Genomic DNA, 24440 nt, shown 5'->3' on the forward strand with positions numbered 1-24440 from the left:
AAAGGTCCCCGGGCTACCCCGCGATCAGCTGCCCGCTCCCGGCCGCAGCGCGGCCGCCGGGCCGGTGCGGTCCTGATGGTGCCGCAGCACCCGGCCCAGCAATGCCACCAGCCGCGCACGCTCGTCCGCGTCCAGCGGCTCCAGCAGCTCGTCCTGGATCCCCTCGACCCGGGCCGCCAGCTCCGCCGCCCGCTCCCGGCCCGCCTCGGTGACCGTGATGACGTTGCGCCGCCGGTCGGCCGGGTCGGGGGAGCGGCCCACGTACCCGTCCGCCTCCAGCTCGTTGAGCGTGCCGACCAGGTCGCTCAGGTGAATGCCGGTCCGCCGCCCGAGCGTCGCCTGACTGGCCGGCCCGTCGGCGAGCAGCGACCGCAGCAGCCGGTAGTGATAGCCGCGCGCTCCGACCGCGCCGAGCCCGTCGGCGACCAGGCGGTGCGCGTGCACGGCGGTCTGGGTGAGCAGCCAGCTCGGGAGATGATCCACGTGACCAGCCTAACATTGGACGGGCTAACGTTAGAGCGCCTAACGTTAGCCGTATGAACGAATTCGCGCTCCACATCCCGCAGTCCGATCTCGACGACCTGCACGACCGGCTGGCGCGTACCCGGTGGCCCGGCGAGATCCCGGGCGCAGGCTGGGACCACGGCATCCCGCAGGACCGGGTTCGTGCCCTGGCCGAGCACTGGGCGAAGTTCGACTGGCGGGCACACGAGGCCGAGCTGAACGCCCTGCCGCAGTACGTCACCGAGATCGGTGGCGACCGGGTGCACTTCCTGCACCTGCGCAACCCCGACCCGAAGGCCCTGCCGCTCGTCCTGACGCACGGCTGGCCCGGCTCCACCGTCGAGTTCCTCGACGCCGTCGGCAAGCTGTCCGAGCACTTCCACCTGGTCGTCCCGGCCATCCCCGGTTACGGGCTGTCCGGCCCGACCACCCGGCCCGGCTGGGGCCTGGACCGGGTCGCCCGCGCCTGGGCCGAGCTGATGGACCGGCTCGGCTACCGGCGGTACGGCGCGCAGGGCGGCGACTGGGGCTCCGGCATCTCCCAGGCGCTCGCCGTGGCCGCTCCCGACCAGGTGGTCGGCGTGCACGTGAACTACCTGCCCACGCCGGGCGCCGCCGACGGGCTCGGTGACGCGGACCGGGCCCGCCTGGAGAAGACCATGCGGCTGGCCGCCAACCGGCACCCGCACCAGATCCTGTTCGCCGCCACCCCGCAGACCCCGGCCTACGCGCTCAACGACTCACCGGCCGGCCAGCTGGCGTTCCTCGCCGAGAAGTTCCACACCTGGGCCGATCCGGCTACGCCCGTACCCGACGACCGCATCGTGGCGAACGTGGCCCACCACTGGTTCATGGGCACCGCGGGCTCGGCGGCTCGCCTGATCAAAGAGAGCGGGCTGGCCGGGGTGCGGCCGCCCTGCCCGGCACCGCTCGGCGTCGCGGTCCTGCCCGGCGACATCGTCCAGTCGGTGCGCCCGCTCGCCGAACAGCGCCTCGACATCCGGCACTGGACGGAATTCGAGCGCGGCGGCCACTTCGCGGCCCTGGAGGTCCCGGACGCGTTCGCCGCCGACGTGACCACGTTCTTCCGTACCCTCACCAACCGCTGACCGGCACCGGCGGGCCGGGGGTGACCGCCCACCGATCATCCCTGGCCGGCCGGGGCATAATCGCCTCCTATGAGCGACGCGTTGATCGACAGCCTCACCGCCGCGGTGCAGGCCCGCCCCGACGACCTGCCGCTGCGGCTGCACCTCGCCGAGATGCTGGTGGCCGCCGGCCGGGGCGCCGAAGCGATCGCGCACGCCGCCCAGGTGCTCGCCCGCGAGCCCGGCAACACCACCGCCCAGCAGCTGATGGCCCGGGCGCTGGGTCCGGCCGAGCCGCCCGCGGAGCAGCCCGCGGAGCCGCCCGCGACGGGCGCAGGCGTCGACTGGGCCGCCCTGGAACAACAGTTCGGCGACGTCGTCCCACCACGCTTCGCCCGCGCCGACGGCGAGCCCGACCCGGTGCACGGACACGCCGACCGCGCTTTCGACGTCGAGCGTTCGACCGTCACCCTGGCGGACGTCGGCGGGATGGCCGACGTCAAGAAGCGCCTGGAGGTCTCCTTCCTCGGCCCGCTGCGCAACCCGAAGCTGCGCTCGCTGTTCGGCAAGAGCCTGCGCGGCGGCCTGCTGCTCTACGGCCCGCCCGGCTGCGGCAAGACGTTCCTGGCCCGGGCGGTCGCCGGTGAGATGGGCGCCGCGTTCATCTCGCTCAGCATCACCGACGTGCTGAACATGTGGATCGGCAGCTCCGAGCGCAACCTCCACGACCTGTTCGAGTCGGCCCGCGGTCACGCGCCCTGCGTGCTGTTCCTGGACGAGATCGACGCGCTCGGGCACAAGCGCAGCCAGTTGCAGTCGTCCATGCGTACCGTGGTGAACCAGCTGCTCACCGAGCTCGACGGGGTGGACGGCGGCAACGACGGGGTGTTCGTGCTGGCGGCGACCAACGCGCCGTGGGACGTCGACGCGGCCCTGCGCAGGCCGGGACGGCTGGACCGTACCGTGCTGGTCCTGCCGCCGGACGCACCGGCGCGCGCGGCCATCCTGGAGTACCACCTGCGCGACCGCCCGGTCGCCGGCATCGACCTGGCGCAGGTCGCCGCGGCCACCGAGCACTACTCCGGCGCCGACCTGGCCCACCTGTGCGAGACCGCCGCCGAGTACGCGATGCGCGACTCCATCGCCACCGGCGAGGTCCGCATGATCAACCAGTCGGACATGCTGGCCGCCGCCCGCGAGGTGCGCCCGTCGACCGACGCCTGGTTCGGCACCGCCCGCAACGTCGCCATGTTCGCCAACGAGAGCGGCGAGTACGACGACCTGGCCGCGTACCTGAAGAAGCGCAAGGTGCGGTGACCGCCGCCGCGCGTGCGCGGGTGCTCGCCGACGTGGGCCGTCTCCGGGAGGCCGAGGAGGCCGTCCGGGCCGGCCTGATCGACGTGCCCGCCGACCCGGAACTCCTCGCTCTGCTGGCCGGCCTGCTCCGCCTGCAGGGCCGCCGGGCGGACGCCCTCGCCGCCGCCGGTGCCGCGGTGGCCGCAGCCCCGCACCTGTCCGGCACCCACATCGAGCGGGCCGAGTGCCTCCTGCTGCTCCCGGACGGCGGCCGGAAAGGCCGGTCCCGCGCGGACGAGGAGCGCCTGGCCGAGGCCCTGGGCGAGGCCGAGGAGGCGGTCCGGCTGGACCCGGCACACCCGCCCGCGCACCGCGTGCTCGCCCGGGTGCTCACCCTGCGCCGCGACTTCGGCGGGGCCCGGGAGGCGGCCCGCCGCGCTCTGGAACTCGCGCCGGAATCGGTCCCCGACCTGCTCACGCTGGCCGAGATCGAACGGCAGGCCGGCCACCGGGACCCGGCGCGCCAGGCGGTCCGCGACGCCCTCGCCCGGGACCCGGACAACCCGGACGGCCGCTGGATGATCGCGCTGCTGGACGCCGAGCGGCTGCGGGTCGGCCGGGCGATGCGCGGGCTGCGCGACCTGGCCGCCGACCATCCGGCCCGGCTCGACGCCGCGACCATGACCTGGCCGATCCGTGGCCTGCTCAGCGGCCTGCACCGGGGGCTGGCGGCCGGGGTGGCGGTGACCGGTCTGCTGGTGGTGGCCGCCTCCTGGTGGCCGGGCGCGGTGCTGCTCGCCCGAGCCTCGGCGGTGACGGTCGCGGTGGTGCTGCTCCTGTTCATGGCCCGGGTACTGATCCCGGCCGGCCTCGTTCCCTGGCGCTGCCTGGCCCTGCTGCCGGCGCGTACGCGCCGGGCGGTGCCCGGCGGCCTGATCGCGGCCGGCGCGACGGTCGCGCTCCTCCTGGCGTACGCGGTGACCGCGCGATGGCAGGCGATGGCACTCGCCTTCGCGGCCCGGATGGTGCTTCTCGTGATCCGGCGGGCCGACCCGGTGTGACAGCCGTGTTTCAGATGCGCGATAGATCACTTTCGCCCTGATGAATCTTGCACTACCTGCAAGATCCCCGGATGCTGGCCCGAGTCCAGAATACGGGGGAGAGTCATGGCGAATTCAGGCGCCGCTTGACCGGCCGCAACCCGGCGCCGGCAGGCGTACGGGTTCCGATCCTCGCCGCGGCACGCGAACTCGGCCTCGTCGCGGTGCTGTTCCTGGTCTACAAGGTGGCCCGGCTGGCGGCGAACGGGCACGTCGACGAGGCGTTCCGCAACGCGGACGCGATCTGGGACGCCGAACGGTGGCTGCGTATGCCCGGCGAACTGGCCGTGCAGCGCGCCGTGCTGGACTGGCCCGCACTGGTGACCGCGGCGAACTGCTATTACGCGTACGTCCACTTCCCGGCCACCGCGGCCTGCCTGATCTGGCTGTACCTGCGGCGCCCGGCCCACTACCGCTGGACCCGCAACGTCCTGGTGCTGCTGACCTCCGGCGCGCTTGTCGTCCACTTCCTGATCCCGCTCGCGCCGCCCCGGATGCTCACCGCGACCGGCATGCTGGACCTGGGCCGCCTGTTCGGCCCGGCCGTCTACGGCGCCCCCGAGACCGACCAGCTCTCCAACCAGTACGCCGCGATGCCCTCGCTGCACGTCGGCTGGGCCATCGTGGTCGCGATCGCGCTGTTCACCGCGATCCCGGCGGCTCGATGGCGGGGCCTCTGGCTGCTGCATCCCGTGGTGACCCTGCTGGTGGTCGTCGCCACCGGCAACCACTACTGGCTGGACGCGATCGCCGCCGGCGCGCTGGTCGCGGCCGCTTACGCGCTGCTCCGCCCGCAACGTCCCGCCGCACCCCGGCCGCAAACCGTCCCGCCGCTGCCACGGCAGCGTACGGCCGGCAGCCGTCACGCACCCGTCGGCTGAACCTTCCGGTTACGCTGCCTCCCGTGGGACTGGACTGGCCGGACTGCAGCAACGCCCGCGACCTCGGCGGCACCCCGACCCGCGACGGGCGCCGGATCCGCTCCGGTGCGCTGATCCGCTCGGACAGCCACGGGCTGCTCACCACCGCGTCGGTCGCCGCCGTGCGGGCGCTGCGCCCGGCGCTGATCCTGGACCTGCGGTGGCCCCGCGAGTGCGAGCTGGACCCGAGCCCGGTCGCCGCCGACCCGGCCTACCGCAACCTGCCGCTGCTGAGCGACCCGATCGGCTACGACCCGCCCGAGCACACGTACGCGCCGCTGCTGGACCACAACGGGGAACGGATCGCCGACGCCTTCCGGGTGATCGCGGCCGCCCCGCCGGGCGCGGTGCTCGTGCACTGCCGCGGCGGCCGGGACCGGACCGGGGCGCTGATCGCGCTGCTGCTGGGCGCCGCCGGGGTGGCACCCGAGACGATCGCGGCGGACTTCGCGCGTACTCCCGGAACCGAGGCCGTGGCGATGCGCAACACGCTGACGCACGCCGAGCAGCGATACGGCGGCGTGGAGGCCTACCTGCGGCAGGCCGGGGTTCCGGACGAGGGTCTCGCGGCGATCCGCGAGCGCCTGGTCGAGCCGTAGGACGCGGACGGACCCCGCCGCTCAGAGGAGCGACGGGGTCCGTTCGGTGCGTGGATCAGGCGACCGCGTACAGGGCGTCCGCGGTGACCGCGCCGGCGAAGACCCGGCCGTCGTCGGTGAGCAGGACGGTGAAGAGCGCACCGCTCAGCAGGCGCCCGCTGCCCCACTCGCCGCTGACCTTCGGCATCGTGTCGAGGAAGCCCTTGGCGAACTCGGCTCCCTCGCCGCTCTCGGCGGCGGCGTCCGCGGGGGACTCGGGCAGCTTGGCCGTCACGATCGACGTCCAGCCCTCCCCGATCACCTTCGGCTCGCCCTCGGCCCCGGCCGGCTTGCCGGCCTGCGGCTTGATCGCCCCCGGCTTGGCGCCCTCCGGCTTGGCGGCGTCCGGTCCGAAGACCGAACCGGCCTCGTCGACCTTGGCGCCGGGCGGCGGGTTGAAGGCGAACTGCTCGGCGTCCGGCACGTCGAAGCTGACCTGCTCGAAGGCCACCCGGACGGACGGCTTCGTGGCGTTCTTCGCGTACACGTCCACCCGCAGCGGGATGTGCTCGGCCGCGTCGATCGCCAGCCGGACCTGGCCGACGAGCGACTTGGTGTCGCGCGGGGTGAGCACCAGTTCGTACGCGTCCCGCCCGGCCACCTCGGCAGCGCCGGTGGTGGCCACCTCGGTGGTGGGGTCGATCGCGGCGAGGGCCGCGTCGGCCGCCTCCTTCGGCGTGGACGGCAGGCCGCTCGGCAGGGCCTTCGGGTCCTGCTTGTCGGCCGGCAGGGTCGCGTGGGTGCCGGTGTTCTTGGTGCTGTTCCACGCCCAGACGTCCGACCCGTTGCGGATGAAGTCGGTCTCGCCGTCGGTGCCGAGCAGCGCGAGCCGGACCTTCTCCTCACCGGCGTACCAGACGCGAGCGGTGTTGCTGCCGGCGATCAGGCTGGTCAGGCCGCCGCCGCTGGGTGCCGCCTTGCTCAGCAGCCCGGCGACGCCCGGCAGACCCAGGTCGGAGCTCTGCACCACGGTGCCGGAGAGCCCCTTCGGGTCGGCGTTCTGTAGGTCGACCAGCAGTTCGGCGGCGGTGCGCTCGGGCAGTGCCGGATCGGCGCTGGCCACTATCGTTCCGGCCGCCGCGCCGCCTCCGATGACCGCCACCGCGGCGGCCGACGGTACGAGCCAGCGCAGCGCCGGCCTGGACCTGAACACGGACACTATGTCCACCTCCTGTTGTCTGGGACCCATCCTGCTCCGGCGCCGCTGTGATGGCGCTGAGAATGTCCCTTAAGGGAGGTCCCCGCCGGGTCGGTCAGATAGCCTTATATCCGGCTTAAAGGACAATAATGGAGAATGGATGGACCGGCCCATCTACCGGGGCGACCGCTGCCGCGGCCGTACCCCGGCGACGGCTCGAACGGGCCGAACGTGCTGACCGAGAGCAGCATCGTGCGCAAGGACATCCGGTCCAGCTTCGGCACGGCGAGCGGGACCGCCGAGGGCATCCCGATGACCCTCACACTGACCGTCAAGGACCTGGCCAACGCCGGCGCGGCCTTCGCCGGAGTGGCCGTCTACGTCTGGCACAGCAACCGCGCCGGCGAGTACTCGGAGAACATCACCGAGCAGAACTACCTGCGCGGCGTAAAGATCGCCGACGACGCCGGCAAGGTGGAGTTCACCAGCATCTTCCCGGCCTGCTACAGCGGGCGGTGGCCGCACATCCAACCGGCTACGAGAGCTCGGTGACCAATCTCCAGCAGGTCTCGCTGGACGGCGACAACGTGTTCGGCGAGGACTCCGGCGCCCTTCAGCTGGCCACCGTCACCGGCGACGCCACGGCCGGTTACGCGGTCTCGCTCGTGGTCGGGGTGGACACCACGACCACGCCGACCGGCGGCCAGAACACCGGCGACGGGGCACCGTCCGGCGCGCCGATGGGATCCGGCGGACCCGGTGGACCGGGGCGGCCCGCCGCCGAGCCGCTGAGAAGTCGCTGAGAGCCGGTGCCGTCACCGGACCCCGGCATGCCAAGGTGTGGAGGTGCGGTTGCTGGTGGTGGAGGATGAGGCACGGCTCGCCGCGGCGTTGCGCCGCGGGTTGCAGGCCGAGGGCTTCGCGGTGGACGTCGCCGCCGACGGGCAGGACGGCCTGGAGATGGCGCGTCACGGCGGTTACGACGCGATGATCCTGGACGTGATGCTGCCGCGGCTGTCCGGTTACCGGGTGGTGCGGCAGCTGCGGGCCGAGCGGCACTGGCTGCCGGTGCTCATGCTGAGCGCCAAGGACGGTGAGTACGACCAGGCCGACGGGCTGGACTGCGGCGCCGACGACTACCTCACCAAGCCGTTCTCGTACGTCGTGCTGCTCGCCCGCCTGCGTGCCCTGCTGCGCCGCGGCGCCCAGGCCCGCCCGGTCGTGCTCAGCTTCGGCGACGTCGAACTCGACCCGGCGGAACGCCGGGTGCTCGTGGCCGGCGACGAGGTCACCCTCACCGCCCGCGAGTTCGCCCTCCTGGAGTACCTGATGCGCCGCCCCGGCCAGGTGGTGTCCAAGACCGAGCTGCTCGACCACGTGTGGGACGCGGCCCTGGAGACCGCGCCGAACGCGGTCGAGGTCTACGTCGGCTACCTGCGCCGCAAGATCGGCCGGGACCGGCTGGAGACGGTCCGAGGCGCTGGGTACCGGCTGGCCGCCGCTCCGGCCGCCTAGATGCGGCGCATCCGCGAGCTGAGCCTGCGGGCCCGGCTGCTGCTGGTCTCGGCCGCCGGGCTCACCCTGGGCCTGGCCGCCGGCGGGGTCCTGCTGGTGTCGGTGCTCGGGTACGCGCAGACCCGCTCGGTGCACTCCGAGTCGATGGACACCGCGCAGGGCGTACGCCGGCTGGTCGACCAGGGCGTACTCACCAACCCGATCCCGGTCACCCCGGGCGTGCAGGTCCAGGTCCTGGACGCGGACGGCCGGGTGATCGGGTTCTCCGCCACCGCCGACCGCCTGGTGTCCATCCTGTACGCCGACGAGCTGCGCGACCTGCCGGACGGGCGCAGCGTTCCGATCAGAGGCAGCCGGATCGGCTACGTCGGCGAGGCCCGGGTCGTGAAGGTCACCGCCGGACCGCCGACCGCCCCGGTACGCATCCTGGTGGCCCGCTCCACCGACCAGATCACCCAGAGCGTGCACCTGCTCCGGATCACCCTGGCGGTCGTCTACCCGCTGCTGGTGGTGCTGCTCGCGGCCATCCTGTGGCGGGCGCTCGGTGCGGCGCTGCGCCCGGTCGACGCGCTGCGCTCCGGCGCCGAGGAGATCACCGGCGGGACCCGGGCCGGCCGGCTGCCGCTGCCGGACTCCCGTGACGAGATCCACCGCCTCGCCGTCACCCTCAACGACATGCTGCACCGGCTCGACGCGGCCCGCGCCCGGCAGCGGGCGTTCGTCGCCGACGCCGCGCACGAGCTGCGCAGCCCGCTCACCAACATGCGTACCGAGCTGGAGGTGGCGCAGCGGCTGCCGGACGACACCGACTGGCCGGCGCTCGCCGACGACCTGCTCGCCGACGTGCAGCGGCTCTCCCGGCTCGTCGACGACCTGCTGCTGCTCGCCCGGCAGGACGACGGGACGACCCGCGCGGTCACCGGCCGGGTCGAGCACCTCGACCTGGCGCAGCTGGCCGGCGAGACCGCGGAACGCTACCCGGACGTCGATTACCGGGACCCCGGCGTGCCGCTGCCACTGGTCGGCGAGCCGGACGCCCTCGCCCGGGTGGTGGCGAACCTGCTGGACAACGCGGTACGCCACAAGCGCGAGCGGGTCACGCTGAGCACCGTGGCGGACGGCCCGGACCTGCTGATGGTGGTCGCCGACGACGGCCCGGGCATCCCGGCCGTCGACCGGGAGCGGGTCTTCCACCGCTTCACCCGCCTCGACGACGCGCGCGCCCGCGACGCCGGCGGCTCCGGCCTCGGCCTGGCCATCGTCCGGGAGCTGGTACGCCGGCACGGCGGCACGGTCACTCTCGGCGACGCGGAGCCGGGCCTGCGGGTCGAGGTACGGCTACCCGCCGGCCGCGGATCCGCCTGACAGCGCGAGGATTTCTCGCTTACGTACACTGCCTCGGATGAGCATCGGTAAGGGTGACATCGCGCCTGACTTCGAACTGCCCGACCAGGACGGCACGCAGCGCCGGCTGACCGAACTCCTGGCCGACGGGCCGGTCGTTCTCTTCTTCTATCCCGGGGCGATGACCAAGGGATGCACCGCCGAGGCCTGCCATTTCCGTGACCTGGCGGCGGAGTACCGCGCGGCCGGCGTGCAACGGGTGGGGATCAGCCGGGACCCGGTCGAGAAGCAGAAGCTCTTCGCGGAGACCTACACCTTCGACTATCCGTTGCTGTCCGACCCGGAGTCGGCGACCATCGCGGCGTACGGCGTGAAACGCAAGCTGAACCTCGGCCCGTTGAGCACCAAGCGGATGACCTTCGTGATCGGGACGGATCAGCGGATCCTCGACGTCATCCACAGCGAGCTGGACATGAACCAGCACGCGGCGCAAGCGCTGAGTGTGGCGTCAGCCGCCAAGTCCTGAGGGCCACCGACCCGGCCCGTCAGGCGGCGACGTGGATGTAGTAGCCGGCGAAGGCGTCCGGCTGGAAACCCTCGGCCCGGTACAGAGCCTGCGCCGCGTGGTTGTCCGGCGCGGTCTGGAGCTGGACGGCCACGGCGCCGGCGGCCCGCGCCTCGGCGACGCAGGCCCGCACCAGGGCCCGCCCGGCACCGGTGCGCCGGGCGACCGGCGCGACGAAGAGGTCGTTGAGCGTCCACACCGGCGCCATCGACAGCGAGGAGAAGGTCGGGTAGACGTTCACGAAGCCGGCCGGCGTACCGTCCCCGGTGCGGGCCAGCAACAGCACCGATTCGCCGCGCTCCAGCCGCTCGCCGAGGAACGCCAGGACCCGTTCCGCCGGCGCCGGCCGCTGGTAGAAGTCGAGGTACCCGGCGAACAGGGCCGCCACCTCGGGCAGATCGCCGGGGCCGGCGCGGCGCACCGTGGTCAGGTCGGCCGGTGTGCTGGTCATGTCGAGGTCCCCTTCGATTCGGTGAGGCCGGCGCCCGACCATACCCGGGGGGATCGGAGAGCTCGATGCGGTCTACCGGGCGAGATCAACATCTGGCACGATGACTCCTCCTTCGAAGTTTGATCGATGGGACGGGCAACTTTTCGAGCCTCAGTCGCGTCTTTGTCTTCGCAGGGCCATTGATGGCGCCGACCGGGATCCCTCGATTGTGAGAGTCATGATTCAGCGACGTAAGGTGATCATCGGCGCGGTGGGCATGGCCGCGGCCGCCACGGCCGCCGGGTGTTCCTCGCCCGGCAAGGCGAGTGGCGACACCAACACCTGGGTCGATCCGGTGGCGAACGTCGGCCAGCCGGTTGCCGCACCGGTCCGGCTGACCGTGACGCCGGCGGCCGGGACCACCGACGTGTCGCCGGTGACACCGATCGTCGTCACCGCCGCGGACGGCACTCTCAAGTCGGTCACCGTCACCTCCGGCAAGGTGAAGATCGACGGCAAGATGCAGGCCGACGGGACCTGGCAGTCGACCGAGGACCTCGACTACGGCAAGAACTACAAGGTGACCGTCACGGCCGCCGACAGCGCGGGCGTGACCACCACCGAGGACACCACCTTCACCACGCTGAAGCCGGAATCCGTCGCGAAGGTCACCTTCCAGGCCAACGGGATGCTCGCCCTCAAGACCGGCAGCACGTACGGCGCGGGACAGCCGGTGATCGTCGCGTTCAGCCGCGCGGTCAACAAGAACGCGGCGGAGAAGGCCATCGAGATCACCACCTCGCCGGCCGTCGAGGGCAAGTTCTTCTGGAAGGACAGCAAGACCGTGCACTGGCGGCCGGCGAAGTACTGGGCCGCCGGCACGACGATCAAGGTGAGCGTCAACGCGTTCGGGCTCAAGCTCGGCAAGGAGACGTACGGGGCGAAGAACGCCTCGACCCACTTCAAGATCGGCCGGCAGCTGATCGCGATCAGCGACAACCGGACGCACCTGACGAAGGTCTACATCGACGGCAAGCTCGTCCGCACCATGAAGTGCAGCCTAGGCAAGGGCGGCGGCACCATCGGTGCGAACGGCGAGCGCATCAGCTACTGGACGGCGGGCGGTCCGCACGTCGTGCTGGGCAAGAAGCGCAAGCACACCATGAGCTCGGCGAGTTACGGCGTCACCGACCCGAAGGACCCGAACTACTACGTGTCGGAGAACATCGAGTACTGCACCCGGATCAGCTACTCCGGCGAATACCTGCACGCCGCGCCGTGGAACGGCTCGCTGGGCCGGGCGAACCTGTCACACGGGTGCATCAACCTCAGCACGGCCGACGCCAAGTGGGTCTACAACACCTTCCTGGTCGGCGACATCGTCGACGTCAAGAACAGCCCGCGAGAGCTCCCGATCTGGAACGGCCTCGGCGACTGGACGGTCCCGTTCGACAAGTACGGCCGCTGAAGCAGGGGGTCACGCTTCTTCTCCGGTACGCGGGACCGGCAAGCAGACCTCGCGCCTGGCATTTATTTGATACCGATCATCGCCTGGCTGGCTGCACGATATTCCGATGAATGCCGGCCGGTCAGGCGGACCGGCCGTCGGGCTCGTCACCGCGGCCGGCCTGATCGCTGCCGCTCTCGTGCCGGCCGGGCTGTGGCTGGGCACCGCCGCCTGGATCCTCGGCGCGCTCGCCGCGATCGCGGCCTTGCTGGGCCGGCAGCTGCGGCGGCGGCTGGTTCTGGCGTCGGTGAGTGATCTGGTACGCCGGCTCGAGTCGGCGAACGCCGAAATGATCGAGTCCGTGCTGGCCGACGTGCTGCATGATCCGGCACTGCGCGTCGCGTTCCCCACTGCCGCGGGCTGGGTCGACGTGGAGGGCCGGCCCTATCGGCCGCCGTCGGACGGGTCCCGCACGCTCACGCCGCTCGGTGATCCGCCGGACGCTGTTCTGGTGCACCGGCCGCAGCTGGCCGAGGTCGACGCCGTGGCGTCGGCGGCGCGGCTGGCGCTGGAGAACGCGCGGTTGCGAGCGCAGGCACGGGCGCACCTGGAGGAGGTACGCGCGTCGCGGCAGCGCCTCGCCGGGGCGGCGGACCGGGAGCAGCAACGGCTGGAACGGGATCTTCGCGACGGGGCCGAGCAGCACCTGTGGGTGATCGCGCGGCTGCTCACCACGCTGCGGGCCCGGTTGGACGGCCCGGCTGACCGCCGGCTGGTGGACGAGTTGCAGCGGGAGGTCGGCCAGGCGATCGACGAGCTCCGTGCTACCGGCCGGGGCCTGCGGCCCGCGGTGCTCACCGAGCACGGGCTGGGCCCGGCGCTGGTGGACCTGGCGCGCCGGGTGCGGATCCCGGTCACGCTTGACCTCCGGCCGCTCGGGCGCACCGACCCGGCGGTGGAGGCCACCGCGTACTACGTGGTCAGTGAGGCCCTGCAGAACGCGGTCAAGCATGCCGCTGGTGCGTCGGCGCGGGTTCAGGCCGAGGTCCAGCACGGATGGCTGTGTGTCACGGTGGCCGACGACGGGCCGGGCGGTGTGACGACCGGGTCCGGCTCGGGGCTGCACGGTCTGGCCGATCGGGCGGCCGCGGTGGGCGGATGGCTGCGGGTGGTCTCGCCGCCGGGCGAGGGCACGGTGGTGTCGGCGCGTCTGCCGTACGCCGAAGCGCGCGCCCCGACGACGCCTGCCGTCCATGCGCTCAGCTGAGTGGCCCCGCCCCGGATGGCACCTGCCCGCCCTCGGTGGGCTGGTCGTGCTGCTCGCCGCCGGCGACGTGTGGCTGGGCCTGCTGATCGACGAGCGGCACCGCGGCTTTCTGGCCTCCGACGTCGGGCTGGGAGTCTGCTTCGCGATCCCCGGGCTGGTCGCGATGTGGCTGCGCCCGCACACCGCGACCGGCGGCTGGATGCTGATCCTCGGCCTGACCATTCTGGTCGAGACCCCGTACGGCTTCGTCTATCCGCCGGACCTGCCCGGCGCCCCGCTGATCGCCGTCGTGGGGGAGCCGACCTACTGGTTCCAGTTCGCCATCGCCGGCCGGCTGCTCCTCGGATATCCCTCCGGGCGGCTGCCCGGCCTGCGGGAACGCCGGCTGGTCCGGCTCGGGTACGGGCTGGCCGCGACCGGCAGCGCCGCCGCCCTGCTGGCGTTCGCCCGGGGCGGACCGACCGGCCGCGCGTACGTGACGGTCACCGTCGTGCTGATGGTCGCGTGGATCCTGCTCGCGGTGCCGGCGGCCACGCTGGTGGTCGGCCGCCTGGTGCGCGCGCGGCCGCGCCGGCGCCGGGTCGAGGCGTTCCCGGTGGCCACGGCGGCGCTGGCGATCGGCGTCTTCGCGGTCGCGTTCGGCGTCTTCGTGACCTACGGGTACGCCACCGACGAGGTCACCACGGCCGTGCTGTACGCCGTGATGGCCTGGACGATCGTCGCGGCGATCCCGCTGGCCTACTTCGTCGGACTGCTGCGCGAGCGGCTCGCACTGGCCGCGGTCGGGCATCTGGTCCGCCGGCTCGAGCACGTCGGCGCGCAGCGGGTGGAGGCCGCGCTCGGTGAGGCGCTGCGCGATCCGGCGCTGCGGGTCGCCTTCCCCACCGACGGTGGCCTGCTGGACGTGACCGGGCAGCGGATCAGGGTGGCCGACGGCCTGGCGCAGACCCCGCTCGGCGAGCCACCGGTCGCGGTTCTCGTGCACGACCCGTGCCTCACCGAGGAACCGCTGTTGCCGGCGGCCGCCAACGCGGCCCGGCTCGCGCTGGACAACGCCCGCCTCTACGCCGAGGTACAGGCCCAGCTCATCGAGATCCGCGCCTCCCGCCAGCGCCTCGTGGCCGCGGTGGACCGGCAGCGCCGGCGCCTCGAACGCGACCTGCACGACGGTGCGCAGCAGCGACTGCTCGGCATCGGCTACATCCTCGCCGTGCTGCGATCCGGTCTCAGCCGGCCCGCCGATCGCGAGTTGGTGGCCGAGATCGACGCCCGGTTGCGCCGGACCATCGCCGAGCTGCGCGGCGTCGCCCAGCTGTTGCGCCCGCCGGTGCTCACCGATCAGGGGCTCGGGCCGGGGCTGGCGTGGCTGGCGCGGCGCGCCCCGATGAGTGTCGGTGTGGACGTACGGCTCACCGAACGCCCGGACCCGGTCGTCGAACTGACCGCGTACCACGTCGTCCAGGAGGCGCTGCGCAGCATCGCCGAGCGCGACCCCGGTGCCGAGGTCAGCGTGCACGCCACGCGGCAGGCCGGGCAACTGCTGGTCGAGGTGTCCGCGCCGGGCGGACGGCCCGCCCTCACCGCGGCCGCCGCCGACGTGGCCCTGTGCGATCAGGTCGGCGCCGTCGGCGGCCGGCTCGTGGTCACCGCGCGACCGGACCGCCAGCTGCTGCGGGCGGAGCTGCCATGCGGGTCCTGATCGTGGACGACTCGATCATCGCCCGGGAGGGGCTGCGGCGCCTGCTGGAAGCCGAGGGGCACCGGGTGGTGGACGCCGTCGGCCGGCCGGACCAGGCACCCGGCCGCGTCGCCACGGAACACCCGGACGCGGTGATCATGGACATCCGGATGCCGCCGACCTTCACCGACGAGGGCGTGGCGCTGGCGCTGGCACTGCGGCGCACCACGCCGGCCCTGCCGGTGCTGGTGCTCTCCCAGTACGCCGTGCCCGAGTACGCCACCCGGCTGCTGGAAGGAGGCGCGGACGGCATCGGATACCTGCTCAAGGACCGCATCCTGGAGCCCATGCAGCTCAGCCACGCGCTGCACCGGCTCGGCGCGGGCGGGACGGTCGTCGACCCGGACGTGGTCGGTGAGCTCATCCTGGCGCGCCGCGCCGGCGACGTGCTGAGCCGGCTGAGCGCCCGTGAGCTGGAGGTGCTGCGGCTCATGGCGGAGGGGCTGTCGGACAAGGGCATCGCCGAGCGGATGTGGGTCTCCACGAACACCGTCGGCACGCACGTCCAGCACATCTTCCAGAAGCTCGAGCTGCCCGGCACCCCGGCCAGCAACCGGCGCGTCCTCGCCGTGCTGGCCCTGCTCCAGCGCCGGTGAGCAATCGTGCGGCCGGTGACCCGGACTCACGACTTTCCGTGAGGCCGAGGTGGCACGCCCGGGCGCACGCTGAGCCGCAGGTATTCATCTCCTGACGGGGGGCTCTGCCATGAAAAGGCGCATCGTCATATTCATCTCGCTGGTGTCGGCCATCGTTCTCTGGTGGGCGTCGGCGGCCTACGCCCTGCCGGACACCGCCGAGCAGGACGACCGGTTCGGCAGCTCGGCCGCTTCCGGCGACTTCAACGGGGACGGCTACGCCGATCTCGCGGCCGGGGTTCCGTACGAGGACGTCGGCGCGGCCACCGATGCCGGTGCCGTGAACGTCACGTACGGTTCCGCCGGTGGGCTTGCCGCGGCCGGCGCCCAGCTGTGGCACCAGGACAGCGGAACGGTCCTCGACGACGCGCAAGAAGGCGACCTGTTCGGCGCGTCGGTGGCCGCCGCCGACTTCAACAAGGACGGGTTCGCCGACCTGGCCGTCGGCGCGCCGGGCGAGGCCGTACTCGCGAGCAACGGCTTCGACGCCGGGTTCGCCGGCGCGGTGCAGATCCTGTACGGCTCGGCGGCCGGCCTCACCGACGCCGGCAACCAGTTCTGGCATCAGGACAGCGGCACCGTCGCGGACGCCGTGGAACTCGGCGACGCCTTCGGGTCGGCGCTCGCCGCCGCCGACTTCGGTGGCAGCTCGCACGCCGATCTGGCGGTCGGGGTGGTGCACGAGGAGCTGGGCTCCGGGTTGTTCCAGGCGGGTGCGGTGAACGTGCTGTACGGCTCGGCCGGCGGCATCACCGACGCGGGCAACCAGTTCTGGCACCAGGACAGCCCGGGCATCGCCGACACCGCGGAGCACTCCGACAGCTTCGGCGCCCGGTTGACCGCCGGCAACTTCGGATCGGACTCGCGGGCCGACCTGGCCGTAACGGTGTTCAACGAGAGCATCGGCGGCGTCGCCGGCGCCGGCGCGGTGCACGTGATCTACGGATCCTCCTCCGGGCTGACCTCCAGCGGCAGCCAGCTCTGGCATCAGGACTCGTCCGGCATCGCGGACAGTGCCGAGACGTGGGACCACTTCGGTGACTCGCTGGCCGCCGCCGACCTCGGCAAGGGCACGCAGGACGATCTGGTCGTCGGTGTGCCGTACGAGGACGTGGGCACCGTCGCCGACGCCGGCGCGGTCCACGTGATCTTCGGCTACTCGTCCGGGCTGATCTCCAGCGGCAGCCAGCTGTGGCACCAGGACTCGTCCGGGATCCAGGACACCGCGGAACCGGGTGACCTGTTCGGATCGGCGCTCGCCGCGGCCGACTTCGGCAAGAGCACGAAGGCCGACCTGGCCGTCGGCGTCGCCGCGCAGAACGCCGCCGGCGGCATCGTCGACGCCGGCGCGGTGCACGTCATCTACGCCGCTTCCGACGGCCTGGCCGCCACCGGCAACGCGGTCTGGGACCAGGACAGCCTGGGCATCGCCGACGACGCGGAGCTGTACGACTTCTTCGGCTCCGTGCTCACGGCCGGCCGGTTCGGCCTGGCCAACCAGGCCGACCTGGCTGCCGGGGTGACGACCGAGGACGTCGGCGCGGTGAGCGACGCCGGAGCCGTCAACGTCCTGTACGGCGCCGCCGACGGTCTGGCCTCCGCCGGTAACCAGTTCTGGCACCAGGATCCGTGATCCGGTACGCCTCCCGCGTCGCGACGCACAGGGTGTCCGCCCCGTCGCGGCCGGGAGGCGTTCTGCTGGGCAGACCGCCACCGGCCGGACGGGGACGCCGTGGACAGTGACCAGGTAGGCGCCAGGCTGCGGCGCTGGCGCCTGCGCCGGGGGCTCACCCAGCGCGTGCTGGCCGAACTGGCCGGCTTCAGCCAGGGGTACGTCGCGCAGATCGAGAACGGGCGGGCACCGCTGGACCGGCGCGCCGCCCGCGAGGCGCTGGCGCGGGCCCTGCAGATCTCGGTGGGTGAGCTGACCGGCCGGCCCGACGAGGAGCCGCCCGGTCTCCCGGTGAGCGCCGGGGCGATCGCTGGTCTCCGGTCGGGCGTCATCGCGCTGGCCGTACCGATGGTCACGACCGGCGACGACCCGCCGTGCGGCGAGGTGGACACGGCGGTGCTCGACCGGTACTTCGACGCGTGCCGGTACGACCTGCTCGTACCCGCGCTGGCCGGGGCGCTGACCGCCCTCGGGGCGCGGTCCCGGATCGTCACCGGCCGGGCGAAGCGGCTGCACCAGCGCCGGACGGTGGAGGTCTGCTCGACCACCGTGTCCACCTGCGTCCAGCTCGGACATCCGGACATGACCCTGGCCGTGGCCGGAGTGGCGATGCGGACGGCGGAGGACCTCGCCGAACCGGCCTTCCTCGGGCTGGCGAACTACGCCCGCATCCGGGCGGTGTCCAGCACGCCCGGCGTGGTACGGGTCGCGAGTGAGGGGATCGAGCGCCTGTCCCCGTACGTCGGCACGGACCCGGCGGCCGCCAGCACGTACGGCATGCACCACCTGATCAGCGCCGAGCTGGCGGCCCGGGAGGGCCGTGCCGCGGTGGCGTCGGCCCACCTCGACGAGGCGGCGGCGGTCGCCGCGCACACCGGTGAACGCCCGGACGACTGGTTCAGCTTCGGGCCGACCAACGTGGAGATCTGGCGGATCGCCGTTCTGGTGGCGCTCGGGGACGGGCCGGCCGCCCGTACCGCGCCGCCGGGATTCCGCCCGGACACCCTGCCGTCGGCTCACCGCCGGGCCACCTACTTCATCGACCTCTCGCGTGCCCTGTTGCAGGGCCGGGGCATGGACGAGGCGGCGGCCACCGCCCTGTACCGCGCCGAGACGATCGCACCGCAGCAGGTGGCCGCGTCCGACGGCGCCCGGGACGCCCTGCGGGTCCTGCTGTCCCGGCCCCGTTACGGCCGCGACGGCCGGTTGCGCGGACTGGCCCGGCGGGCCGGGATCCGTGATTAATTCCGGTAATCTTTCGCGCCGCCGGGCGCCTTAGCGTTTGACCATGACCCAGACATCGAGCGGCGCACCGGGGGAGCCGCCGTACCTGACGGTGGCGCTGGCACCGGAGCCGGACGCCGCGAGCCTGGCCGGCACGCTGGTGGCCGACGCGTGCCTGGCCTGGCGCCTGCCGCACCTGCTGCACCCGGCCCGGCGGGTGATGTCCGAGCTGGTCCTCAACGCGGTCGAGCACGCCGGCACCGACCTGCTGGTCACGATCACCCGGCGGTGGAACGGCCTGCACCTCGCGGTCGCCGACGGCGACCCGCGGTTGCCGCGGCTGCGGGTGATGGCCCGGGTACGCCGGGACGCGCCGCTCGACGAGCGTGGTCGCGGACTGCGGGTGGTGCAGGCCGCGGCGAACGGGTGGGGAGTGCTGCGGACGCCCGCCGGCAAGGTCGTCTGGGCGGTGGTTCAGCGTCCCGCCGGTTCCGGACTTTTGCCGACGTCGATGAAAGTATGGACAGCTTCATCGAAAGTCATTAACGTCTGAGAAACAGTGCGAGACCCTTCCCTCGGTCCCGCTTATTCCGCCAGGGTCGGTGTGTCGGCGCAGGTCCCCGCACTTGGCAACCGTGCAGAAAAGTGGACCTGCCATGCCCCTGAAACGCGGCTTCGCCGTGCTCGGATCGCTGATCCTCGCCCCCTCGCTGATGCTGGCCGCACCCCGGCCCGCCCTCGCTCACCCCGTCGACCCAGCCGACTTCCAGCAGGTCACGCTCGCCAAGGGCGTCGCCGAGGTGGGCGAGCCGATGGCCATCGCGGTACTACCCGACCGATCCGTGCTGCACACCGCCCGTAACGGCACGCTGCGGCGTACCGACGCCGGCGGCACCACCACCGTGATCGGCACGCTGCCGGTCTACACCCATGACGAGGAAGGCCTGCAGGGCGTCGGGGTCGACCCGGGCTTCGCCACCAACCGGCAGATCTACCTCTACTACGCGCCGCCGCTCTCCACGCCGGCCGGCGACGCGCCCGCCACGGCGACGGACTTCTCCGCGTGGAACGGCGTCAACCGGCTGTCCCGGTTCAGCCTCAACGCCGACTACACGCTGAACACCGCGAGCGCGGTGACCGTGCTCGACGTGCCGGCCACCCGGGGGATCTGCTGCCACGTCGGCGGGGACATCGACTTCGACGCGGCCGGCAACCTGTACCTGTCCACCGGCGACGACAGCAACCCGTTCGACTCGGCCGGCTACTCACCGCTGGACGAGCGCACCAACCGCAACCCCGCGTACGACGCGCAGCGCACCGCGAGCAACACCAACGACCTGCGCGGCAAGGTGCTGCGGATCAAGGTGAACGCGAACGGCGGCTACTCGATCCCGAGCGGCAACCTGTTCCCGCAGGGTACGGCGAACACCCGTCCGGAGATCTACGCGATGGGCTTCCGCAATCCGTTCCGGATGAGCGTCGACAAGACCACCGGCGTCGTCTACCTCGGCGACTACGGCCCGGACGCGGGTTCCACCGATGCGAACCGCGGCCCCAGCGGGCAGGTCGAGTTCAACCGGATCACCAGCCCGGGCAACTACGGATGGCCGTACTGCACCGGCACGAACACCACCACCGAGACCTACAACGAGTGGAACTTCGCCACCGGCACCACCGGGGCCAAGTACAACTGCTCGGGCGGGGCGACCAACAACTCGTTCCGCAACACCGGGCAGACCACGCTGCCGCCGGCCCGGCCGGCCTGGATCCGGTACGCCGGTGACGCCGGCAGCCCACCCGAGTTCGGCGGCGGCTCCGAGTCGCCGATGGCCGGGCCGGTCTACCGGTACAACGCCTCGCTGAACTCGCCGACGAAGTTCCCGCAGTCGCTCGACGGGCACTTCTTCGCCGGTGAACTCGGCCGGGGCTGGATCAAGCCGATCCACGTCGGCACCGACGGCTCGGTCGGCGCGATCGCCGACTTCCCTTGGGGCGGCAAGCAGGTGATGGACATGGCGTTCGGGCCGGACGGCTCGCTCTACGTCCTGGACTACGGCACCGGCTACTTCAACGGTGACGCCAACTCCGCGCTCTACCGCTACGACTACGTGGGCGGCGGCAACCGGGCGCCGACCGCGGTCGCTGCGGCCACCCCGACGACCGGGCAGGCGCCGCTGGCCGTCACGTTCTCCTCCGCCGGATCGTCCGACCCCGAGGGCGGGGCGCTGACCTACTCGTGGAACTTCGGCGACGGCACCACTTCCACCGCGACCAACCCCACCAAGACGTACACGGCGAACGGCACCTACAACGTGACGCTCACGGTCACCGACCCGCAGGGCGCGACCGGCACCGCGAGCGTACAGATCGGGGTGGGCAACACCGCGCCGTCGATCAGCATCGGCACACCCGGAAACGGGCAGCTCTTCTCGTACGGCGACGCCGTACCGTTCACGTTCACCCCGAGTGACCCCGAGGACGGCACGATCAACTGCGCGAGAGCCAAGATGACGTACGTGCTGGGCCACGACAGCCACGGCCACCAGATCACCTCGGTGAACGGGTGCACCGGCGTCATCACCATCCCGGTCGACGGCGAGCACGACGACGCGGCGAACATCTTCGCGGTCTTCGACGCCGAGTACACCGACGCGGCCGGGCTGACCACGCACAAGCAGCACATCCTGCAACCCCGGCACCGGCAGGCCGAGCACTACAAGACCTCGTCCGGGATCAACACGTTCAGCAAGACCCCGGCCGAGGGCGGCAAGACGGTCGGCGACATCCACAACGGCGACTGGATCGCCTTCGACCCGTACCAGCTGGGCAACGTCACGTCGTTCACCGCGCGGGTCTCGTCCGGCGGGGTCGGCGGGACGCTGCAGATCCGGGCCGGGTCAGCGACCGGGACCGTGCTCGGCTCGGCCACCGTACCGGTGACCGGCGGCTGGGAGACGTTCACCAATGTCAGCGGCACGGTGACCGGCGCACCAGCCGGCACGACCACGCTGTACCTCACCTTCGCCGGCGCCGCCGGCGCCCTGTTCGACCTGGACGCCTTCACCCTCAACGGCTCGGCATCCGGCCCGATCAAGGGTCTGGCGGGCAAGTGCGTCGACATCGCCGGCGCGGCCACCGCCGACGGCACGAAGATCCAGCTCTACACCTGCAACGGCACCGCCGCGCAGCACTGGAGCCGGCAGGGTCAGACCTTCCGCGCTCTGGGTAAGTGTCTGGACGTGGCCGGTGGCGCCACCGCCAACGGCACGAAGGCGCAGTTGTGGACGTGCAACGGCTCGGCCGCGCAGAACTGGGTGCCGCAGGCCGACGGCACGATCCGCAATCCCCAGTCCGCCCGATGCCTGGACGTCAGCCAGAACAGCTCCGCGGACGGTCAGCAGATCCACATCTGGGACTGCACCGCCGCAGCCAACCAGAAGTGGGTGCTCCCGTGAGACGAATCCTTCTGATCCTCGCGATGGTGGCGGCTTCCCTCGGCGTCACCGCTCCGGCCACCGCTGACACGCCGTACGACGTCCTGGTGTTCTCCCGGACGGCCGGTTTCCGGCACGACTCCATCGCGGCCGGCACCCAGGCGATACGGGACCTGGGCACCGCCAACGGTTTCACGGTGACCGCCACCGAGGACCCGGCCGTGTTCACCGCGACCGGCCTGGCACCGTACGAGGCCGTGGTCTTCCTGAACACCACCGGTGACGTGCTCAACGCGACCCAGCAGACCGCGTTCGAGAACCACATCCGCTCGGGCAAGGGCTATGTCGGGGTGCACGCCGCCGCCGACACCGAGTACGACTGGCCGTTCTACGGCGAGCTCGTCGGCGCGTACTTCGCCTCACACCCGGCGATCCAGGCGGCCAACGTCAAGGTCGAGGACCGCGCGCACGCGGCCACCGCGCACCTGCCGCAGACCTGGAACCGCACCGACGAGTGGTACAACTACCGCACCAACGTCCGCTCGACCGCGCATGTGCTGGCCACGCTGGACGAGTCGTCGTACTCCGGCGGCGGGATGGGCGCGGACCACCCGCACGTCTGGTGCAAGCCGTTCTCCGGCGGCCGCTCCTTCTACACCGGCGGCGGGCACACCGCGGCCTCGTACACCGACAGCGCCTTCCGTGCCCACCTGCTCGGCGGCATCCGGTACGCGGCCGGCCAGGCCAAGGCCGATTGCCGGCCGGAGGTCGGCTACACCCCGCTCTACAACGGCTCGACGGCCGGCTGGTCGCAGGCCGGGCCGGGCGCGTTCACCAACACCGACGCCACCCTCACCTCGACCGGCGGGATGGGCCTGTTCTGGTACAGCGCGAAGCAGTTCACCAGCTACTCGCTCAAGCTGGACTGGCGGCTCGCCGGTGACGACAACACCGGCGTGTTCCTCGGATTCCCGCCGTCGAGCGACCCGTGGTCGGCGGTGAACAACGGGTACGAGGTACAGATCGACGCCACCGACGCCGCCGACCGCACCACCGGCGCGGTCTACACGTTCAAGTCCGCGGACGTGGCGGCCCGCGACGCCGCGCTGAACCCGCCGGGCGCGTGGAACACCTTCGAGCTGCTGGTCGAGGGGGAGCGGCTGCGGGTGTACCTCAACGGCGTACAGATAAATGATTTCGTGAACGCCGACCCGGTGCGCTCGCTCGCCGGCCACATCGGCCTCCAGAACCACGGCACGGGGGACGACGCCTCGTTCCGCAACGTCCGGATCAAGGAGCTGGGCGGCCCGCCGCCGGTGACATCCGGCCCGGTCCGGGGCCTGGCCGGCAAGTGCCTGGACGTCTCCGGGGCGGCCACCGCCGACGGCACGAAGATCCAGCTGTGGACCTGCAACGGCTCCGGCGCACAGAACTGGACTCGCGAGGGCTCCACGTTCCGGGCGCTGGGCAAGTGCCTCGACGTCGCCGGCGGCGCCACCGCCAACGGCACCAAGGCGCAGCTGTGGACCTGCAACGGCTCCGGCGCGCAGAACTGGACGCCGCAGGCCGACGGCTCGATCCGCAACCCGCAGTCCGGCCGCTGCCTGGACGTCAGCCAGAACAGCTCCGCCGACGGCCAGCAGATACACATCTGGGACTGCCACGGCGGTGCCAACCAGAAGTGGGTGCTACCGGCTTAGGGGACTCCGGCGATGCAACCCGGCGGCGCGAGCCGCCGGGTTGCATCCGGTACCTAGGTACCGGTTTACCGTTGAGCGGTCGGAGTCGACTGTTCGAGGAGCCGGTGATGTCGTTCGGCGTTTCCGCGGGTCTGCGCACCGGCGAGGTCGCGGCCCGGGCCGGCGTCAACATTCAGACCAACCGCACCTGCGCCGACTGCCCGATCCCCGGGCCCGTCCCGCCGGGCCGGCAGCCGTACCCGGCCGGTGCCGCATCCGGTCGATGTGCTGGCATGACCGCGTGACGATCATCCGTTCCATCCTGCTGTTCGCGCTTGCCGCGCTCGCCGAGATCGGCGGCGCGTGGCTGATCTGGCAGGGCGTACGCGAGCATCGGGGTGTGCTCTGGATCGGCGCCGGCGTCGCCGCGCTCGGCGCCTACGGCTTCGTCGCGACCTTGCAGGCCGATGCGAACTTCGGCCGGATCCTCGCCGCCTACGGCGGCGTCTTCGTCGCCGGCTCGCTGGCGTGGGCGATGCTGGTGGACAGGTTCCGGCCGGATCGCTACGACCTGATCGGCGCCGTCATCTGCCTGGCCGGGGTCGCCGTCATCATGTACGCGCCGCGCGGCTGATCCGCCCCGCTAGCCATACTGGTCGAGCCTCTCCTTCGACTGTGCGGTATCGATAGCGTGGCCGGCCCGCACGCCTATGCGGACTTGATCTTCGCTTGCCGGTCCTGCTCCTTCGGGGTACGCGAGACCGGCGTCTCACCGAAGCCGACCCGTGCCGCCCTGCCCGCGCGAG

24 protein-coding genes are annotated in these 24440 nt (G+C 72.3%); 21 read left to right on the forward strand and 3 right to left on the reverse strand.

The annotated features are described in order from the left end of the window. Positions 1-24: 24 nt before the first annotated feature. Positions 25-483 carry a MarR family winged helix-turn-helix transcriptional regulator gene (locus I4J89_RS07340; RefSeq protein WP_196413072.1) on the reverse strand — a complete coding sequence of 153 codons (459 nt, stop codon included), beginning with the start codon at positions 481-483 and terminating at the stop codon, positions 25-27. A 53-nt stretch (positions 484-536) separates the two neighbouring features. Between I4J89_RS07340 and I4J89_RS07345 the strand changes: the two genes are divergently transcribed. From I4J89_RS07345 to I4J89_RS07365, 5 genes are all read left to right on the forward strand, one after another. Then, positions 537-1613, forward strand: a complete 1077-nt coding sequence (locus tag I4J89_RS07345) for an epoxide hydrolase family protein (RefSeq protein ID WP_196413073.1) — start codon at positions 537-539, stop codon at positions 1611-1613. A gap of 69 nt (positions 1614-1682) precedes the next feature. Continuing rightward, positions 1683-2909 (forward strand): ATP-binding protein, encoded by a 1227-nt coding sequence (locus I4J89_RS07350; protein WP_196413074.1) that lies wholly within the window; start codon positions 1683-1685, stop codon positions 2907-2909. Then, complete coding sequence (locus I4J89_RS07355) at positions 2906-3949, forward strand: tetratricopeptide repeat protein (protein ID WP_196413075.1); 1044 nt, start codon at positions 2906-2908, stop codon at positions 3947-3949. Before I4J89_RS07350 ends, I4J89_RS07355 begins: the two co-directional genes overlap by 4 nt. Before the next feature lie 125 nt (positions 3950-4074). Further along, positions 4075-4869, forward strand: a complete 795-nt coding sequence (locus I4J89_RS07360) for a phosphatase PAP2 family protein (RefSeq protein WP_230858486.1) — start codon at positions 4075-4077, stop codon at positions 4867-4869. 23 nt (positions 4870-4892) lie between these two features. Then, on the forward strand, positions 4893-5507 hold the full coding sequence (locus I4J89_RS07365; RefSeq protein ID WP_196413077.1) for a tyrosine-protein phosphatase: 615 nt from the start codon (positions 4893-4895) through the stop codon (positions 5505-5507). Positions 5508-5562: 55 nt separating this feature from the next. Here the strand turns inward: I4J89_RS07365 and I4J89_RS07370 are convergent, their stop codons facing one another. Beyond that, positions 5563-6705: a LolA family protein gene (locus I4J89_RS07370; RefSeq protein ID WP_196413078.1), complete on the reverse strand. Its 1143-nt coding sequence runs from the start codon at positions 6703-6705 to the stop codon at positions 5563-5565. A 135-nt stretch (positions 6706-6840) separates the two neighbouring features. Here I4J89_RS07370 and I4J89_RS49345 point away from each other — a divergent pair, with 135 nt between their 5' ends. Genes I4J89_RS49345 through I4J89_RS07390 form a run of 5 tightly spaced genes read left to right on the forward strand, consistent with a single transcriptional unit; the run spans position 6841 to position 10069 of the window. Next, on the forward strand, positions 6841-7236 hold the full coding sequence (locus tag I4J89_RS49345; RefSeq protein ID WP_230858488.1) for a dioxygenase family protein: 396 nt from the start codon (positions 6841-6843) through the stop codon (positions 7234-7236). Further along, positions 7233-7487: a hypothetical protein gene (locus I4J89_RS49350; RefSeq protein WP_230858489.1), complete on the forward strand. Its 255-nt coding sequence runs from the start codon at positions 7233-7235 to the stop codon at positions 7485-7487. Before I4J89_RS49345 ends, I4J89_RS49350 begins: the two co-directional genes overlap by 4 nt. Positions 7488-7530: 43 nt before the next feature. Beyond that, the gene (locus tag I4J89_RS07380; protein WP_196413079.1) at positions 7531-8199 is read left to right on the forward strand and encodes a response regulator transcription factor; all 669 of its coding nucleotides are present in this window, start codon (positions 7531-7533) and stop codon (positions 8197-8199) included. Next, entirely contained in the window at positions 8200-9564 is a 1365-nt protein-coding gene (locus I4J89_RS07385) for a sensor histidine kinase (RefSeq protein WP_196413080.1), read from the forward strand. A 37-nt stretch (positions 9565-9601) separates the two neighbouring features. Beyond that, positions 9602-10069 (forward strand): peroxiredoxin, encoded by a 468-nt coding sequence (locus tag I4J89_RS07390; protein ID WP_196413081.1) that lies wholly within the window; start codon positions 9602-9604, stop codon positions 10067-10069. 19 nt (positions 10070-10088) lie between these two features. Here the strand turns inward: I4J89_RS07390 and I4J89_RS07395 are convergent, their stop codons facing one another. Next, positions 10089-10559 carry a GNAT family N-acetyltransferase gene (locus I4J89_RS07395; protein WP_196413082.1) on the reverse strand — a complete coding sequence of 157 codons (471 nt, stop codon included), beginning with the start codon at positions 10557-10559 and terminating at the stop codon, positions 10089-10091. Between the two features lie 217 nt (positions 10560-10776). On the opposite strand from I4J89_RS07395, the gene I4J89_RS07400 reads away from it, so the two are divergent. The 11 genes from I4J89_RS07400 (at position 10777) to I4J89_RS07450 (ending at position 24268) form a co-directional block, all read left to right on the forward strand. Next, positions 10777-12006, forward strand: a complete 1230-nt coding sequence (locus I4J89_RS07400) for a L,D-transpeptidase (protein WP_196413083.1) — start codon at positions 10777-10779, stop codon at positions 12004-12006. Positions 12007-12112: 106 nt separating this feature from the next. Continuing rightward, positions 12113-13252, forward strand: a complete 1140-nt coding sequence (locus I4J89_RS07405) for a sensor histidine kinase (protein WP_196413084.1) — start codon at positions 12113-12115, stop codon at positions 13250-13252. Beyond that, positions 13239-14951: a sensor histidine kinase gene (locus I4J89_RS07410; protein ID WP_196413085.1), complete on the forward strand. Its 1713-nt coding sequence runs from the start codon at positions 13239-13241 to the stop codon at positions 14949-14951. The genes I4J89_RS07405 and I4J89_RS07410 overlap by 14 nt, the downstream gene beginning before the upstream one ends. Then, on the forward strand, positions 14939-15586 hold the full coding sequence (locus I4J89_RS07415; RefSeq protein ID WP_196413086.1) for a response regulator transcription factor: 648 nt from the start codon (positions 14939-14941) through the stop codon (positions 15584-15586). Before I4J89_RS07410 ends, I4J89_RS07415 begins: the two co-directional genes overlap by 13 nt. 109 nt (positions 15587-15695) lie before the next feature. After that, the gene (locus tag I4J89_RS07420) at positions 15696-17258 is read left to right on the forward strand and encodes an FG-GAP repeat protein (protein ID WP_196413087.1); all 1563 of its coding nucleotides are present in this window, start codon (positions 15696-15698) and stop codon (positions 17256-17258) included. 99 nt (positions 17259-17357) lie between these two features. Then, positions 17358-18542 carry a helix-turn-helix domain-containing protein gene (locus tag I4J89_RS07425; RefSeq protein ID WP_196413088.1) on the forward strand — a complete coding sequence of 395 codons (1185 nt, stop codon included), beginning with the start codon at positions 17358-17360 and terminating at the stop codon, positions 18540-18542. Positions 18543-18585: 43 nt separating this feature from the next. Beyond that, positions 18586-19074, forward strand: coding sequence for an ATP-binding protein (locus I4J89_RS07430; protein ID WP_196413089.1), 489 nt, complete (start codon positions 18586-18588; stop codon positions 19072-19074). A 103-nt stretch (positions 19075-19177) separates the two neighbouring features. Next, the gene (locus I4J89_RS07435; protein WP_196413090.1) at positions 19178-21976 is read left to right on the forward strand and encodes a PQQ-dependent sugar dehydrogenase; all 2799 of its coding nucleotides are present in this window, start codon (positions 19178-19180) and stop codon (positions 21974-21976) included. Positions 21977-21999: 23 nt separating this feature from the next. After that, positions 22000-23655 carry a ThuA domain-containing protein gene (locus tag I4J89_RS07440; protein ID WP_196413362.1) on the forward strand — a complete coding sequence of 552 codons (1656 nt, stop codon included), beginning with the start codon at positions 22000-22002 and terminating at the stop codon, positions 23653-23655. Positions 23656-23762: 107 nt separating this feature from the next. Continuing rightward, a complete protein-coding gene (locus I4J89_RS07445; protein WP_196413091.1) occupies positions 23763-23939 on the forward strand; it encodes a hypothetical protein in 177 nt (58 codons plus the stop codon). Next, entirely contained in the window at positions 23936-24268 is a 333-nt protein-coding gene (locus I4J89_RS07450; RefSeq protein WP_196413092.1) for a YnfA family protein, read from the forward strand. Before I4J89_RS07445 ends, I4J89_RS07450 begins: the two co-directional genes overlap by 4 nt. Positions 24269-24440 lie beyond the last annotated feature (172 nt).

Origin of the sequence: Actinoplanes aureus (assembly GCF_015704865.1) — a bacterium.
In the GTDB taxonomy this organism is placed as follows: domain Bacteria; phylum Actinomycetota; class Actinomycetes; order Mycobacteriales; family Micromonosporaceae; genus Actinoplanes; species Actinoplanes aureus.